This is a genomic window from Desulfonema magnum (genome assembly GCF_017377395.1).
GTDB classification, from domain to species: domain Bacteria; phylum Desulfobacterota; class Desulfobacteria; order Desulfobacterales; family 4be13; genus Desulfonema_C; species Desulfonema_C magnum.
Genome location: NZ_CP061800.1, coordinates 456,841 through 473,877, shown reverse-complemented (window position 1 = coordinate 473,877; position 17,037 = coordinate 456,841). Strand labels below are relative to the sequence as shown.

Sequence of the window (17,037 nt, the reverse complement as noted above, 5' to 3'; positions counted from 1 at the left end):
AGGTTTGCCGGGGATTTTTCAAACACGCTTTTATCATTTTTAAGAAATTTTTCTGAAAAAATAGGAATTTTCCTGATATACAATTTTTTTGTTCAGATGTAAAATAATTAGTTTGGAATCTGCCTTTACCGGACGCTGTTTGTCGGCCGGGGTTTACAACCGCGTCTGAAATGTTTCTGTTTTACCCCTCTCCGCCGGCAAAAACGCCCTCCGGCAAGGGATGCTCTTAACCCCAAATCCCTGACCCCTTTCCAAAGGAGTGAGTAAATGGATTTTGATGAAACAGATGAAAAAACGGTCATTTTGATTATAGATGATAATCTCGGAAATCTGAAGCTTCTTTCTGAGTATCTGAAAGAATCAGGTTATAAGATTCTTATCGCGGAAGATGGAGAGGAAGGACTCAGACATGCGAAATTTGCCTTGCCGGACCTTATCCTTTTGGATATCATGATGCCTGGCATTGATGGTTTTGAAACTTGCTGCCGCCTGAAAGAAAACGAGACTACAAAAGATATTCCGGTCATTTTTATGACAGCAGCTTCTGAAACGGCTGACAAGGTCAGAGGCTTTAAATCCGGCGCGACCGATTATGTCACCAAACCCTTTGAACAGGAAGAAGTCCTAGCCCGCATTGCAACCCATCTGACGATTCATCGTCAAAAAAAAGCGCTTTCAGAATTAAATGCCAAACTTTGTCAGGCAAATTCTGAACTTACGGAGTTAAATGCAACAAAAGATAAATTTTTCTCAATCATCGCGCATGATTTGAAAAATGCATTAAATACGCTGCTTTCCGGTTCCGAACTTTTGGCAGGCTCAGTCTGCCGTTTCAACAGGGAGAAAACAGAACTTTTTGCCAAAGAAATGCTTAGTTCTGTGAAAAACACATTTAATCTGTTGGAGAATCTTCTGAACTGGTCCAGAATTCAACAAGGGAAAATGGACATCCGACCAAAGGCCATTGATCTTTACAAGCTTGCCTGCCATCAGATCAGTTTTTTTCAGAAAAAAGCCGAACGAAAGAAAATTGAGCTGTCTCATTCTGTCAAACCCGACACATTTGTGTATGCTGATCTGAACATGACAGACACCATCCTTCGCAATCTCATTTCAAATGCCATCAAATTCACGCATAACAGCGGTAAAATTACTGTGTCGGCACAGTCTTTTGATGAAAAAAATGAAAATCATGAATTTGTCAAAATCTCTGTTTCTGACAATGGTATCGGTATAAGCGCTTATAATATCATAAAATTATTAAAAATTGAGTGTAAATACAGAACCCTGGGAACTGACGGAGAGAAAGGAACCGGGCTGGGTCTGATTTTATGCAAAGAATTCGTCAGAAAAAACCGCGGAATAATATGGATTGAAAGCGAAATCGGGAAGGGAAGCACGTTTTCCTTCACCCTGCCGAAAGTGAATCCTCTCTGAGGGAGGAATTTCGGAACTGTTCGATCTGTTAAATATCGCAAAAATTTTTTTCACCTAAACTGTCAAATAATTTTATTATGTCCTTCCTCTGACTCCTGCTGTCTCAGCCATGATTCACCTGATTAAACATTCATAAAAAAAATCAGCCCATGTAATGAAAATCATGCGTTTTCAGATGGATAGCCTGATGGGTCATGTATGTTTTCATGGTAAGGGATTTACAAGATTTTTTAATCGTGATAATCGGTTAGTTATTTCCGATATGAAGACATCCTGACAGTAAGACATCCCGGCTAATAAGACATCCCGGCAATAAGACGCCCCGGCAATAAGACCCGACAATAAGGACACCCCGGCAATACTTGCCAGGCTATTTTCAGCCGTCCCTCCGGGACAGTAACATGCAATATAGGTGAATTATGAACAAATCCGCTTGTGTTATTGAAGAATTTAGAAAAAATGAAGCCATATTTCGAAAACTTAATGAAGCTATTCCTGTGGCTGTATTTATATATAACGACGGCCAGATATTTTATGCAAACCGTGAGGCTGAAAGAATAACCGGTTATAAAAGAGAATCACTTCTCGGACGCAGCTTATCTGATATGATTCATCCTGATTTTAAAGCGTTATTCGATCAGCTTGGTAAGGCTCAGGCCGAAGGAAAAGACATTTTTTCCAGATGCGAGATTAAAATCATCACCAAGACAGGGGGAGAACGATGGCTGGACTTCTCAGGAGAGGCAGTGGTTTTTAAAAATAAATCCGCAGTATTGGGAACAGGCTGTGATATCACGGCCTACAAAAAGGAAAATGAGGAACTAAAAAAACAGAATCAGTTTATGCAGGTTTTAATGGATACCATTCCCAATCCTCTTTTTTATAAGGACAAGAATGGCATCTATATCGGGTGTAACAAAAGCTTTGAAACTGTTCTGGGAAAATCCGGGGATGAGATTATCGGCAAATCCGCTTATGATCTGATTCCGAAAGAACTGGCGAACAAACATTATCATACAGATTCGGAACTGATGAAGTATCCCGGAACACAGGAATATGAATCTCAGATTCAATATGCGGATAAGTCTTTGCATGATGTGGTGTTTCATAAAGGCACATTTACAGATGCAGATGGCCTGGTGGCCGGTGTGCTGGGGATTATGACTGATATAAGCACTCAGAAGCAGGCTGAGGAGGCTTTCAGAGAAAGTCAGAAAGTCTATAAGCTCCTTGCTGAAAACACCGCTGATGTCATATGGACCAGAGATGACAACATGCGGTTCACATATGTCAGCCCGTCCTTTGAAAATTTGCTGGGCTACAAACCGGAAGAGTTGGATGATGCGGCACTGGAAAAATTGCTGAGTCCGTTTTCACTTGAAAACATTGTGAATATCACCGCAGAAAGTCAGGATATCGAAGAATCAGGGATGTTCGAGACCTTACGGTTTGATCAGGAACTGACCCATAAGAACGGAACAAAAAGATGGACAGAGGCAATATTAACATATCTCTATGACGATGACAGCGAACTCACGGGATTTGTGGGGGTCACCCGGAATATTACAGATCGTAAGCTGGCCCAGGACGCGCTTAGGGAAAGTGAGTCCCGGCTGAAAACGATTTTTGATTCAGTGCAGGCGGGGGTTCTTATTATTGACCCGGAAACCCATGAAATCAGAGATATCAACCCTGCTGCAATTCTCATGATCGGGGGCGATATGTCCAAAGAGCAGATTGTGGGCAAAGTTTGCCATACATATATATGTCCCGAGGAAAAAGGCAGATGTCCCATTACTGATCTCGGACAGACCACGGATCATTCGGAAAGTGTCTTGGTCAGGGCGGACGGAACAAAATGTGATATCCTCAAAACCGTTGTGCCCATCACACTGAAAAACCGGAATTATATGCTGGAGAGTTTTTTTGACATCAGTGTGATAAAAGCAGCCACGGAAGCATTGCAAAAAAGCGAAGCTGAGTTACAAAAAGCAAAAGAAGCTGCCGAATCTGCAAACCGTGCAAAGAGCGAGTTTCTCGCCAGCATGAGTCATGAATTTCGCACCCCGCTCAACGGCATTCTGGGATATACCCAGATTCTCAGAAACGACAAACATCTGTCAGAAAAACAAAGAAAAGCCATTAATGTTATTCATGGCAGCGGAGAGCATCTGCTGATGATGATCAATGATATCTTAGACCTTTCCAAAATTGAAGCCCGGAAAATGGAACTGGAACCCATAACATTTCAGCTTCATGATTTTCTGATCAATACAACAGAAGTGTTACGAATCCGGGCAGAACAAAAAGGTATTGCTCTTATTTATGAAAGCAATCCGGATTTGCCGGAAAAAATTTATGGCGACAAATACCGGTTACGCCAAATTCTGCTTAATCTGATCGGCAATGCCATTAAGTTCACGGAAAAAGGCACTGTTGTCCTGAGTGTGATGCGTGAGCCTTCAGCAGTGACAGACAGCGGGCAAGGGACAGACACCAAAATCCGTTTCCAGGTGGAAGACACAGGTATTGGTATTTCAGATGAAAAGCTGAAAGAGATATTTTTGCCTTTTCGTCAGGCCTCGGGCAGGCTGGCCAAGGCCGAGGGAACGGGTCTGGGACTGGCGATCAGTCAGAGACTGGTCCGAATGATGGAAGGCGAATTGTATGTGAAAAGCACACCGGGACAGGGCAGTAAGTTCTGGTTCATCGCTGACCTGCCTGAGGCTGAATGGAAAACAGATCCCCCGGACAGAATTGAAGTCCTGAAAGATATTGTCGGTTTCAAAGGGTCGGCCCGTAAGATTCTGATCGCGGATGATTCGAAAAAAAATCGTATGATTTTGAGAGATATGCTCTCGCCTCCGGGCTTTGACATATTTGAAGCGGTTGACGGAAGTGACACGTTGGACAAAGCCACAGAGTTTCAGCCGGATATGATTTTAATGGATATGATGATGCCGGGCATGGACAGCTATGAGGTGATAAAACAAATTCGGCATATTCCGTTGTTGAAACATATAATTATCATTGCGGTTTCTGCAAATTTATTCGGACAGACACAACGGAAAAGCCTGGCAGCCGGATGTGATGATTTTCTCGCCAAGCCTGTTCAGTTAAATGATCTTATGAAATTGTTAAAAATCTATCTGAAATTAGAGTGGATATATGAAAGCCAGGAAGAACAGGCATCTGAAACTGTCCCGGCACCTGTTATTCCGCCGCCAAAAAAAGAAATTGCCGAGCTTTATCAGTTTGTGATAACAGGTGATATCAGAGGCCTTCGGAAACAAGTCACAAAAATTGAATCGCTTAATCCTGATTTTGCTCCGTTTGCGGCAAAAATATCCCAACTGACAGATAAGTATAATTTTGATGAAATCCAGGAACTGATCGAACCGTATTTGAAACTTGAAACTTGAGTTTCAAGTTTCAAGTTTCAAACACGAGGGGGAAAAATGGGTGATGATAAAAAAGAAAATGTTGTAATTCTTGAAGACGAAGTGAATGCGCTGTTTGATTTTTTAGAAGATGGTTCTAATTTTCCCGAGACAGTTCCGACGCATAAATGGGAAAGAATAAAGGAAGATAAAAAAGCGAGTGTTTTAATTGTTGATGACAATCCCACCAATCTGGATATTCTTGTGGATTATCTGGAAGACTCCGGTTTTAAAACTTTTGCCGCTCCGGGCGGAGAAAGAGCGCTTCAGCAACTGAAGCATATTGTGCCGGATATCATACTTCTGGATATAATGATGCCGGGTATTAACGGCTTTGAGACGTGTCGCCAGATTAAGAGAAGCGAGGCAACAAAGGATATTCCGGTGATCTTTATGACCGCACTTTCAGAGACATTTGACAAGGTCAAGGGATTTTATCTGGGGGCTGTTGATTATATTACCAAACCTTTTCGCCAGGAAGAGGTTCTGGCCCGCATTACAATACAAATAGCCATCCGACGCCGACAAAAGGAACTTTCCCAGTTAAATGAAGGGCTTTTTCAATCAAACAAAAAAGTTATCGAATCAAATACAAGGCTTTCCAAATTAAATATCAGACTTTCTCAGGCAAATACTGCAAAAGATAAGATGCTTTCAGTGATTGCCCACGATATGAAGCATATATTTTCTTATCTCACGGATTCTTCCGAGATGCTCATGGCCTCGGCTGCGGAGCTGAACAACAGCAAGATTGAAGATATCGTCACATCTGTGTGCGATACCGTGAGGGATGCACATAAACTGATGGAGAATTTGGTAACCTGGTCTGATTTTGAAATCAGAGACATGGAATTTGAACCCAGAGCGATTGATCTCCGAAAAGCTGTTTCAGATTGTATTTTTCTTTTTACAGAAGATGCGAAACAAAAAGGAATTAATCTTTCTCATCATATTGAAACTGATACAATTATACATGCTGATCTGAACATGACCGATATGATTTTCCGCAATCTTATTTCCAATGCTGTAAGGTTTTGCGACAGGGGCGGTGAGGTTAAAATATCCGCGCTTCCTTCTGTTCCGAATGATGAGAGGACTGAGAGAACCGAGGAGGAATTTTGGGAAATTTCTGTTTTTAATACGGGTATCAGTATCAGTGAAGAAATTATCCAAAACGTATTTCAGACAGATGAGAATTACAAAGAAGACTCAGGCATTAGCGGGAAAGGCACGGGTATCAGTCTGATCTTATGCAAAGAACTCGTGAAAAAGAATAAGGGGAAAATTTGGGTGGAACACGAAGCCGGAGGCGGGACAATATTTCGATTTACGCTCCCTAAGAATCACGCCATTCCCTGAACGCACACGCCATTCCCTCATCACACCACACGCCGTTCCCTCATCATACCACACGCCGTTCCCTGAGTCTGTCGGAGGGAACGGTTTCCTTGCTTTGATTGTCTTTTTCTGCCATTGCTTTTCTCTCTTTTTTTATAAACTCCCATGATCTGCCGGTTACAATGAAGCACGAAAAATTTATAATTTTTTCCTGAGAGTTAACACCTTTTTTATATAAACTCCCATGTCCTGAGGACACAACAAAGGATGAAAATTTTATATTTTCACCTAACACCTAACACCTAACACCTAACACCTAACACCTGAAATCTGACACCTAACACCTAACACCTAACACCTTCATAATTGTTTACCTTTCCCAATGCCTTCCTGATTATATTCTTTTATTTTTTTGCATAAGAAAAAAAATTTCCCTGCATATAAAAATATTAGAAGGTGTAATTAAAAAAAATATTTCAGATTATATAAGATAACACTTTGTTTTTTTGGGTTTTTACTATAACTTATGCTATTCCTGTCCAGAGGTTGGCATTGAATATATTATAATTATTCTGATTATAACGGATTTAGGGAAATCGAAATAAATAATATACCCGATACAAAAATGTAGGGTGGGTGGAGCGAAGCGGAACCCACCGCACAAGGTGGGTTCCGCTTCGCTCCACCCACCCTACGTTTGGCGGCATATTTGTAGCATTGAAAGAGCGGTTTTGGAATGGAAAAATTTTTTTTATGAAAAAATGTCCGCAAGAATCGTTTTTGGACATTAATAATTATAACAGATAAGAAATCAAATTTGTTAAAACTTACAAGGAAACAGAAACATTTCAGCGTGTTTTTTAACACCTAACACCTAACACTTTAAGGAGGTGACTGAGGTATGCACGGGATTTTTGAAACAGACAGAATCCATCAGAAAGTGATCGGTGATTCTGAAATCATGAAGCGGCTGAAATCCCAAGTTCTTAAGATTGCAAGATTTCCCTGGCCGGTCATGGTCCTGGGGGAATCCGGCGTGGGTAAGGAACTCATCGCAAGAAGCATCCATAAGCTGAGTCTGAGAGGGGACATGCCATTTGTTCCCGTCAACTGCGCGGGGATGCCTGACACGCTTCTGGAATCCGAGTTTTTCGGATATGAAAAAGGGGCATTTACTGATGCCAAAAATCATAAAACAGGAAAATTCCATGAAGCCGAAGGCGGAACAATTTTTTTGGATGAAATTGGCGAAGCTTCGTTAAAACTGCAACTGACGCTCCTGAGAGTGCTGGATACCGGCAGGATAACCAGAGTCGGGGGCGTGAGGGAGGAGCTGGTCAGCGCCAGAATCATCTGTGCCACTAATAAGCCGGTTGAAGATTTAATGAACGAGATGCGGACGGATCTTTTTCATCGGATCAGCGCTTTTCCGTTATATATTCAACCGTTAAGAGAAAGGAGGGAGGACATCCCGGAGCTTGCTGGGCATTTTATCCGAAATTTCCGGGAGGAATTTAACAGCCAGGTCGGGGAGCATGAGAAACTGAATATTTCAGAGATTGACACAGATGCGCTGAAGTTTCTGATGAAACTGAATCTTTACGGAAATGTGCGGGAACTGAGAAATATTCTGCAACGGTCAGTGATGCTGTCCGAACCTTGCGATATCTGTATTACAGAAAAGCATGTCAGGGACGCTGTGCAGCTCATCCCGCAACCCGAAACAGACGATATTGCTTCGGAATCACTGAGATGGATTTACGAATGGGCTCTTTGCAATCAGAGCGCATTCTGGAACCGTCATCGGCGTGTGAACAAAACTCCTGATGGAGGATGGGCCGGACGCTGGGATATAAAAAGAGGCCAGAGGTCCGTTGGCACGCTGAACAGAAACTCCGCCAAAAATGATTTGTGGGAAGAGCTTTGCTTTATGCCCAAAATCGTCACAAGACTGCTGAGGGAGGGGAATTTTGAAAGAAAGGCAGTGATTGACACTTGGACGGACCGGGAATGGTTAAGCTGCAATAAGAAACGCTCAACCAAAACCTGCCGAATTGATGGCAAGGCGGTTCCGATGTATTGTTTTAAGAGAGGCGTGTTTGAGAAAAAATGCAATCTGATTCAGATAAACATCTGAAATTATTGTTTGTTAGCAATGTAATCACTTGTAATCATTTTTTTATATACAAAAAATAACCTGAAAACTAACTATATAAATAGTTATATCGGATAGTTATTATTATGGGTATTTGTCCTTTTATAAGCCTTTGTTCTGTTACTATTCCTATAACTGATTTATCAAAAAAATGTTATAAAACAAATAGATTATATGATTTTTGGCTCTTTTGGCATGTTTTTTGCTATATAAGCTGTACGGACGACATGCTGAATCTTCCAAAATTCGGATGCTTTGGCCGTGTCTGGCAGCATAACAGGTATGCTGTTTATTTTAATAACTTTTTTTAAAATGATCAGAGAGGTAAAAAAATGGAACCAAGAAAATTGTTGAGGCCCGCGGTATGGTTTATGACAATCGCGCTATCCCTGTTTTTGATACCCGGGATGCAGGGCAATGTGAATGCTCAGGATGGTGAGATAGAAGGCGTATTTGAGCCGGCATTTGTGCAGGGAACGGTAACTTTAAACGGATCTGGCTCAAAGGCCACAATAAAAATTTTCAAAGACACTTCTACACCTATCATCAGCGAGCCTGTTGGCGCGGACGGCACTTACAAGACAATAATCGGCGGCCCTCTCAAGGGAAGCAGTGAGACGTGGACTTACGAGGTCTGGTGTGAGGCGTTTGCCGAAGACGGAAAGAGCCGGCTTTTTTCTGAAAAACAAACGATTCATGTGGGCTACGGCACAACAATAACCGCAGATTTCAGCCTGACCACGAGCCGTATCAATGGCAAGATCACTGCCCCGGGAACCATTTCCAGCGGTTCTCTCAATGTTAAAGATGCTAAAAATAACACTGTGGTAAGCGATCTCCGACCTGATGCGGATGGCAATTTTTCTTTTACTGCCCAGCCCGGAACAGTTAAGATATCCGGAAGCGTCGTCTCAGGCGGAAAGACGTATTCCATTACTCAGAAATCCGTAACCGTGGCTGAAAACGGAACCACCACGGTGGAATATGTTATTTATGCCGGTTATATCAGCGGAAAACTTACAATTGGCGGTTCTTCCATAAGTAACACAAGGATATCGGCAAGCGGCGGTGAAAGCACATCCACTGACGCAAATGGGAACTACAGCCTTGTTGTGCTTACCTCTGAACAGGGAACAAAACCATTTACGGTTTCCTGTCCCACGGTTTCCATGGACAATGGAAAAGTTCAGATGTATCTGAAAAGCCAGACCGTTGATGTTGGCTATGATGATCACACAACATTAAATTTCACCATAAACACAGGTCAGATTAACGGTAAGATAGCTTTGCCTGATGGCATTACCATATCCGGCGGAACGCTTCGGGCAAAAGATGCCAATGGTACTGCCCTTTCACGCACCACGAACATCAGCGCTGACGGAAGTTTCACGCTTCCTGTACAGGCGGGTTCCGGCATCGTGGTCTATGGCAGTGTTGTATTAAACGGAAAGAGCTATAATTTGGCAGAGAAGACTGTGAATGTGGCATCTGGCGGAAATATAAATGTGGGCTGGACAATCGGTTCTGCCCAGATTAAGGGCAAAGTGACATTGAGCGGCAAGGCGGTGGGAAATGCTGATATCACTGTGTCCCCTTCTGGTTTTTCAACCCTGAACGCCAAAACCGGAGAAAATGGTGAATATTCATTTACCCTGATGATTTCAGAAGGTGACTCCCATAGCTGCAAAATCCAATGTAAAAATGTCCGTGTCAGCACCGGCGGAACACTGAATTTTGAGCCGGTGAATTTTTCCGTGTCTTACGGTCAGATTCAGACGATAAATTTTAATGTGGAACCCGGTTATGTCACCGGTAAGATAGGCTCTGCCGATGTGGAGGTGTCCGGCGGAAAACTTTATGCGAAAAAAGCTGGGACAAGCAGTCAGATATCATCCGCGGATATTACGGGTGCTGAGGGAAATTTTTCCATCCCCATTTATCCGGATACCGATATTGTTGTGTGGGGATATGTGATCATAGACGGATGCCAGTTAAGTCTCGCCGGGAAAACGGTCAGCGTCAGTGCAAATCAGACAAGCACCCTGACATGGACTATTCAACCCGCGGAAATTTATGGCCGGGTGTCTGTGGGAAATACTGGCGTGTCTGCTGCTCGCATTACGGTCTCCGGCACATGCAGTAAGACTTCAACCACAGGTACGAACGGATATTACAGTGTTGTCACATATATGTCTGAAAACAGCACTGGTCAAATGACGGTTTCCTGTTCAAATGCCAAAGTGGATAACGGCAAAACAACACTGAGTTTTAAGAGTCAGTCTGTTTCATTGTCCGCGGGTGGCGGTAAGGAAGTGAATTTTCATATCGCCAGTCCCACAACCGTTTCCGGAAGGCTGTCTTACGGCGGCACCGGCACCAGCGGAACCCGCACCATAAGAAACGGAACACTCTGCGCAGACATCAAATGCAGCAATACCAGAGTTTGTACTTCGGTCAATGCGGACGGAACTTATGTGTTTCCCGTAGGGGACGACTGCGATGATATTGTAATATCTGGTAATTTCACACTTGAAAATGGGATGAGCTGGATCATAAACAGTCAGTCTATGGATATGGAAGCGAATTTGGAGGAAATCAATTTTCCATCAAAACCATTGAACGGTGTCATAAAAGGAACCGTGACACTGGACGGGCTGGAGAATTCCGGCAATACGATTAACAGACATTATTTCACTTCATCTGCCGGTTCCGTCAATATTAACAACAATGGCGGTGAATATTCCTTTGTCCTTCCGGCAAACACCTACCATTTCTGCACAAGCAGCTATCATACGGAAACTTATCTGAACGGCGGGGACGACTATTTTATTCATCCGCATGCGTCTTATGACGCAGATAAGATCAGCCTGAAAGCAGGTGAGGAAATCACCAATAATGTGCTGACGCAGGCGGCTTTTATCAGAGGAGAAGTTGTCCTGGATTATGGGGACACTTGTAATTCAAATGCAGGTATCAGCAGCGGAGAGATTCGTGCTTATGGCGTTGACGGCACAGACACTGAAAATGGCTTTGCCAAGGATAAAATTGGCGGAGGTGCGGCGTATGATCTTGTTGTGTCCCAGGGGGACTGGCATGTTCAGAATATTCATCTGAATATTAACGGAACAACCAAAAAAGGAGATAATATTAATTCCGTCCTGGATATTACGGACTACTCAGAGGCATTTTCCCTGGAAGCCGCTGAGGTTATGGACCAGGATATTGTTTATGAGAGCGGTATCATCACGGTGAAATTTATCGTGCCGGAAGGGGTGAAACTCAGAAATCCCCGTATTGAAGGCGAACTTGTCATATCTGATGATGACGGCAATGAAAAAATTGTAAGCACAGTGTCAGCCCGCGGTTCTTCAGCAACAGTTGAGGTGGGAAGACTGCCCTTTGCAGGTCTCAGAGGGAAATACAACCTCAAAGCCGTGGCAGATGTGATTTATGGCACCCGTGTGCTTCCTGACAGGATTTTCGGGGAACTGCCGGTGAGGGTCAGGGAATGCGAGCATGAAGTCAATCCCGGAGGACCGGATATCGTAATAAACACCCCGACATCGGGTTACACCACTTGTGACGACAAAATCCTGGTTTCAGGTGTTACCACGCATCAGGATGAGATTGCGGAGATCGTCATCAATGGCGAATCTGTTGAATTTGAATCCACAAACAATCCTGAAGATGAGTATGAAGTGTCTTTCAGCGGTTATGCGGATTTGGATATGGATGGGAATTCTGTCGAAGTCACGGTTACGACAGTTGAAGGTGAAACTTCCACTGACACGGTAATTGTCACTCGTTATATTGCCGGTGTGTTCACTGTGGGAGATGACGGTGTGGTGACCATGGACTGGCTGTATGACGGCGGCAGGTATGAGGGAGAGCTTGGGATATTCAGTCTTACCGGAATGGAAAGATTTGAGCCAAACTCCACGGAATTTATAAAAGAGGCTGCAACACGGGCGATTTCAAACACAACACAGGGGTATGTGGTCATTTCGGATGCCACAGAAGCCGCACGGTTCAGCGGTTCTCTCGGAGAGAACAAAGAGTGGAACAGCGGGATATACAGAGGGGTGAGGGAATTCAGGATGACTCCCGGTGACACTTTTGCAACGATTCTGGTTCCGAATTTCACGCTGGCGGAGCTTTGCGATGATCCGGGAACAGATAATGTTCAGATGCGGCCCTTGTTTTCCCTTGCCTCATCCAATCCGGAGCATGACCTGTATCTGGGGCAGATTGCGGATATTAATGGCGCGGGAAACGCGTTTATCTACGAAGACAAAAATTTTATCTGTAGTGACAAGGATTATAATGACCTGATATTCCAGGTTCAGGGCGTGATCGTGTGCGAGGGAAAAGCACCGACAATGGATTCCCTGATCGAAGACGGCATCATGCGTGCGGACAATGACTGGAGAGAATTCACCGATCTGGGCAAAGCGGTGGTGGATCATATCGAAGCGGTTCCCACCCCGGTGCGGATGTCTGTGAGTGTTGAAGGGGCTGCGGATCTGCTGGTGTATGACGCCCAGGGGAGAGAATGCAGCAAATACGGCGCGCATATTGCAGGGTCTGTTTTTGAAACCAATGACAGCGGAAACGACATAATCTCTCTGCCTGCCCTGAAGTCCGGTGAATATCGCATGGTGCTTCATGCTCAGGGGAATGGCGGAAATTGCAGGCTGATCATAAAGGAACATGAAGGAGATGCTCAGGTATTCTCGGAAACAAAGTCGGCGAGAATCGCAGGCGCTCAGACGCTCATGTCCGAGGTCACGGTGGACAGTGACCTGGTAATTTCCCATGTCAGTGATCTGAAAGTCCCCGCGGATGAGGAAGGCAATCCCCTTGCTTATGACTTTGACGGCAACGGCATCACAGATGACAGTGATATTGCAAAGGTGTCTGTCCGATGGGATGCGGAAGAAGGGGATGATGATTACGATGCGTTCTATGATCTGGACGGGGACGGTTACATTGGTATCCTTGATATTATGCAGGTGGTGAACAGCCAGCCGGTTCAGGAATAGGGGATAGTTCCGCCGGTCCGAGTTGGGGCTGGCGGAAGTTTTTAACTCGTTCCCAGGCTCTGCTTCACTGCCATTAAGTTAAGCTTCCGGAGTGCGAAAATTATTTTTCGCATCCTCGCCAAAAACTGTTTTTGCCACTTGGGATAATCCTTAACTTAATGGCAGTGAGGCTCTGCTTGGGAATGCGTGAACCGAGGCTCTGCCTCCTGCACAAATCAAACATTTATCGTTTCGGCGTGCCAAACTTAGAGTTTGGGCAAGACTCCTCGATTAGCATTGCCAAACTATAAGTTTGGCACTCCGGAAAGGACAGAAATAAATTTCAGCTTGACATGCCTATCTTTTCTGTATAAAAATAGTAAGTTATGATTATTTTTTGTCAACTGTGGCAGATTGGAATTATTTATCAGAAAAAAACGGATAATCCATTGATAACAATAAAAAAGAGAGGAGAATGTCATGCTGACAAACATACAGGTTCCGGAATTGCTGTCGGATGTTTGTAAGGAAATGGCGATAACACCGGTCGGGCTTATTCAGAATTATGTGCTGACTCAGATACAGGGTAAGATTCATAAATACGAGGCGGAGGATGCCAGTTTCAGAAAAAAATATGCCTGCGAATTTAAGGAGTTCAGAGCCAAAATAGAGGGAATGGAGAATGAGGAGAATTTTGAATGGGAGGATGATCTGATGGACTGGGAGTTCGCGGTGGAGAATCTGACTTTGTGGCGAAAGCGGGAAAAGGAGGTCAGATCACCGCATGGAAGAATTAAATGAGAATTATTGCTTTGAAAACACTGCGTACTTTCTGGGAAAAACATCCTGATTCCCGCTCTCAGTTGGAGGCATGGTATCATGATGCCAGGCGGGCATCATGGAAGACTCCTGCCGAGATCAAAGAAATTTATCGCAATGTCAGCATTATCGGGAACAACCGGGCGGTTTTTAATATCAAAGGAAATAAATATCGTCTTGTTGTCGCCATTCAGTACCGGTTCAGCATTGTTTATATCCGTTTTGTGGGAACCCATGAGGAATATGACAAGATTGATTCGGAAACCATTTGAAAAGGAGTGCAGATATGAATATCAGGCCTGTCAAAAACGAGAAAGATTACCAGGAGGCCCTGGGGGAAATTGAAAAATTGTTTGATGCCTCGCCTGACACGCCCGAGGGAGACCGGCTTGAGGTGCTGACGACGCTGGTCGAGGCTTACGAGGCCCGTCATTATCCCATGCCTGAGCCCGATCCGATTGAGGCGATTAAGTATTATATGGAAAGCCGGGGCCTGACAAGTGACAATCTTGAGCCATATGTCGGGGGGCATGTGAATGAAATTCTGGAGCGCAGGAAACCGCTGTCTCTGGAAATGATAAGGAATCTGCATGACGGGCTCGGGATTGCGGCAAATGTGCTGATCAGACCTTATGAGCTTTCCTCGTCGCTGATGTGATAACATATACTTGGGCAAAGAATTCCGGTAGTGTTCTAAATTTGGAGCTAGTCATTTTTTATTACTCATATTACTAGTCCGAATTCATATACGTTGATGAACAGTCCGATGACGATATCATGCATCTTCTCCAATTTGGAGAAACAGATTGTTTTTCTCGCAAGACGTTTTATTCTCGTCCTCAGAGTCAGATGTTTCCTTTCTATTTTCTGAGTGTTTCTTTTACCTATCTCATGATTCGCAGGATTGAGATTTCGTTCATAAGCACCCCCAATTGTCAGTATAAAACTTTACAATTCCGAAAGGTTCGAGGAGCCTTTTCAGTTCGAGGAAGACTTTGTCCTCATGCGTTCCGAAGGTATATGCGAGAACTTTTCCGGTTTTGTGATCAACGGCGTGCCAGAGCCACCTCTGATTCTCCTTTTTGCCCACGAAACTCCACATCTCATCCGCCTCAGCCTCCTCAACTTTCAATATGTCAACCTCAATATTTTCAGTATGTTCCAAAGTTTTAAGGAGTTCGGAATTCACCGAGTCGAGAAGAGTTTCCTTTTTTTTTAATTCGCTTATCACGGTGTCCGTGCTGATTTCCAGCACGCGGGCGATGTCCCGGATACCGCTGCCGCTGAGACTCATTTCAATAATTTTGTGCTTAATATCTGATTTTCTTCCGTTATATGTATAGTCGAGAAGAAAAGATTTTGCCTCGCAATTCTCATTCTGACACAGGTAACGCTGCTTTCCGTCATCTGTTTTTCCTCTTTTTTTCACTTTCTCACCTCCGCAAAGCGGACAGCGGACAGGAATCAGTGCCATCGAAATATTCCTCCGAAAATAGTTTTTTACTCCTGAATGACTACACTATAATAACACAGATTTCAGAAAAGTCCAGTTTTAGAACACCACCCGTTTTTCAACCCAACCTGCGCTTTCACTAAAAATTCCTGGATAGTTCTGCAAAGGTAGTAATGAATCCCGTTCAGTACTCGAATATCAGGACACTGAATCTCATTCATCACCACTTATGCAGGACTACCAATCGCTGTAAGGCTTCATTTTCCAATGACCAGCACTTCTTCCGAGCGATGATTACTCAGCACATATTTATATTTTTTCCGTCGAATTTCAATGATCTCTGTTTTATACTGATTCATCAGGTTTTTAAGCTGTTTTACAGAGGGAATACCGTCCGACCTGTATGAAACCACCAGAACGCTGTCCTTAAACTTGGAAAACAATCTGTCAAAAGCCTGTTCAATCCGGTGTTTGTCAGCCCATACGGACGCGTTTTTTTTCAGACGTTTATGTTTGGTTTTATGGTCAATCATTTCATTCCACTGAGAATAGTTCACCAATCCCTCCAAAAAGTGGTAGAATCCGTGATAATCCACCCCCACGCCTTTTTGGGAAATATACGGGGTGTCAATGTAAACAAGATCAAAAGTATCTTTAATGTCAAAAACATCCGTATTTAATGCTTTGTTATGATGACCATTGGATATGACAGCCTGATTTGCTTCGTCGGCAAATTTCCTGAAATGAGACTCAAAAGATCTGTCCCACGATGCTTTGTTTCCAAAGCTCCTTTGCACATCGGAAAATCGGATGTAAAGGTTCTTCCGATGAAAAAGATTGAACGGTCTTTTGATGATGCACGCCTGGAAAAGAGCAAAATAAGCCATTGACCTTTTGTAACGATCTTCAAGCAGGCCGATGTTTGTCGAGACTCTGTCAATCCACTGGTTTTCTTCGTCCGTAAAGTAAATATCCTTGAACGTGTCATAAACAAGTGTCGGATATTTCATTCCCTTATGATTTGTAAAAATAAAGTCAATATCATCCTGACCCAGTCTGACAGCGTCATTCTCAACCAGGGCCGTGCCAATATGCCAGTTGAATTTCAGGATGTCATTGTAAGTCACTTTCTTACCTTTGCTTTTAAGCAGATAAGCGACACTTCCGGTTCCGCCAAACGCATCAAGTACTGTGTCAAACCGGATATTCTTTATGGCATCCCAAATCCAGTCAACGAGTTTTAATTTGCTCCCCTGGAATCGTGTTGAAGGGAATTTCGGGTTGTTTTCGGTTAAAAATAATTGTTGTTGTATTGCATTTACCGTCATCAATCTTTATCTCTGCTTTTTTAATTGTTTGTATTCCATATATGTT

At 43.6% G+C, this 17,037-nt stretch carries 10 protein-coding genes; 8 read left to right on the top strand and 2 right to left on the bottom strand.

Features of this window, described 5'->3' with window-relative positions; genetic code table 11:
• Positions 1 to 267 precede the first annotated feature (267 nt).
• The 8 genes from dnm_RS01860 (at position 268) to dnm_RS01825 (ending at position 14,868) form a co-directional block, all read left to right on the top strand.
• Positions 268 to 1,437, top strand: coding sequence for a hybrid sensor histidine kinase/response regulator (locus tag dnm_RS01860; protein WP_207681021.1), 1,170 nt, complete (start codon positions 268 to 270; stop codon positions 1,435 to 1,437).
• Between the two features lie 419 nt (positions 1,438 to 1,856).
• Positions 1,857 to 4,859 carry a PAS domain-containing hybrid sensor histidine kinase/response regulator gene (locus dnm_RS01855; RefSeq protein ID WP_207681020.1) on the top strand — a complete coding sequence of 1,001 codons (3,003 nt, stop codon included), beginning with the start codon at positions 1,857 to 1,859 and terminating at the stop codon, positions 4,857 to 4,859.
• 36 nt (positions 4,860 to 4,895) lie between these two features.
• Positions 4,896 to 6,236 carry a hybrid sensor histidine kinase/response regulator gene (locus tag dnm_RS01850; protein ID WP_207681019.1) on the top strand — a complete coding sequence of 447 codons (1,341 nt, stop codon included), beginning with the start codon at positions 4,896 to 4,898 and terminating at the stop codon, positions 6,234 to 6,236.
• 880 nt (positions 6,237 to 7,116) lie between these two features.
• Positions 7,117 to 8,352 carry a sigma 54-interacting transcriptional regulator gene (locus tag dnm_RS01845; RefSeq protein ID WP_207681018.1) on the top strand — a complete coding sequence of 412 codons (1,236 nt, stop codon included), beginning with the start codon at positions 7,117 to 7,119 and terminating at the stop codon, positions 8,350 to 8,352.
• Positions 8,353 to 8,702: 350 nt separating this feature from the next.
• Complete coding sequence (locus dnm_RS01840) at positions 8,703 to 13,412, top strand: DUF4114 domain-containing protein (RefSeq protein WP_207681017.1); 4,710 nt, start codon at positions 8,703 to 8,705, stop codon at positions 13,410 to 13,412.
• Positions 13,413 to 13,871: 459 nt separating this feature from the next.
• A complete protein-coding gene (locus tag dnm_RS01835) occupies positions 13,872 to 14,192 on the top strand; it encodes a hypothetical protein (RefSeq protein ID WP_207681016.1) in 321 nt (106 codons plus the stop codon).
• On the top strand, positions 14,189 to 14,482 hold the full coding sequence (locus dnm_RS01830; protein WP_207681015.1) for a type II toxin-antitoxin system HigB family toxin: 294 nt from the start codon (positions 14,189 to 14,191) through the stop codon (positions 14,480 to 14,482). Before dnm_RS01835 ends, dnm_RS01830 begins: the two co-directional genes overlap by 4 nt.
• 14 nt (positions 14,483 to 14,496) lie before the next feature.
• Positions 14,497 to 14,868: a helix-turn-helix domain-containing protein gene (locus tag dnm_RS01825; RefSeq protein ID WP_207681014.1), complete on the top strand. Its 372-nt coding sequence runs from the start codon at positions 14,497 to 14,499 to the stop codon at positions 14,866 to 14,868.
• Between the two features lie 65 nt (positions 14,869 to 14,933).
• Here dnm_RS01825 and dnm_RS01815 read toward each other — a convergent pair.
• Together dnm_RS01815 and dnm_RS01810 are read right to left on the bottom strand one after the other, a co-directional pair.
• Positions 14,934 to 15,684, bottom strand: a protein-coding gene (locus dnm_RS01815) for an IS1 family transposase (RefSeq protein WP_207679241.1) whose coding sequence is annotated in 2 segments (ribosomal slippage) — positions 14,934 to 15,137 and positions 15,139 to 15,684 — 750 coding nt in all. Because the reading frame shifts where the segments join, the coding sequence is not laid out codon by codon here.
• 236 nt (positions 15,685 to 15,920) lie between these two features.
• On the bottom strand, positions 15,921 to 16,991 hold the full coding sequence (locus dnm_RS01810) for a DNA adenine methylase (RefSeq protein WP_246556409.1): 1,071 nt from the start codon (positions 16,989 to 16,991) through the stop codon (positions 15,921 to 15,923).
• Between the last annotated feature and the right edge of the window lie 46 nt (positions 16,992 to 17,037).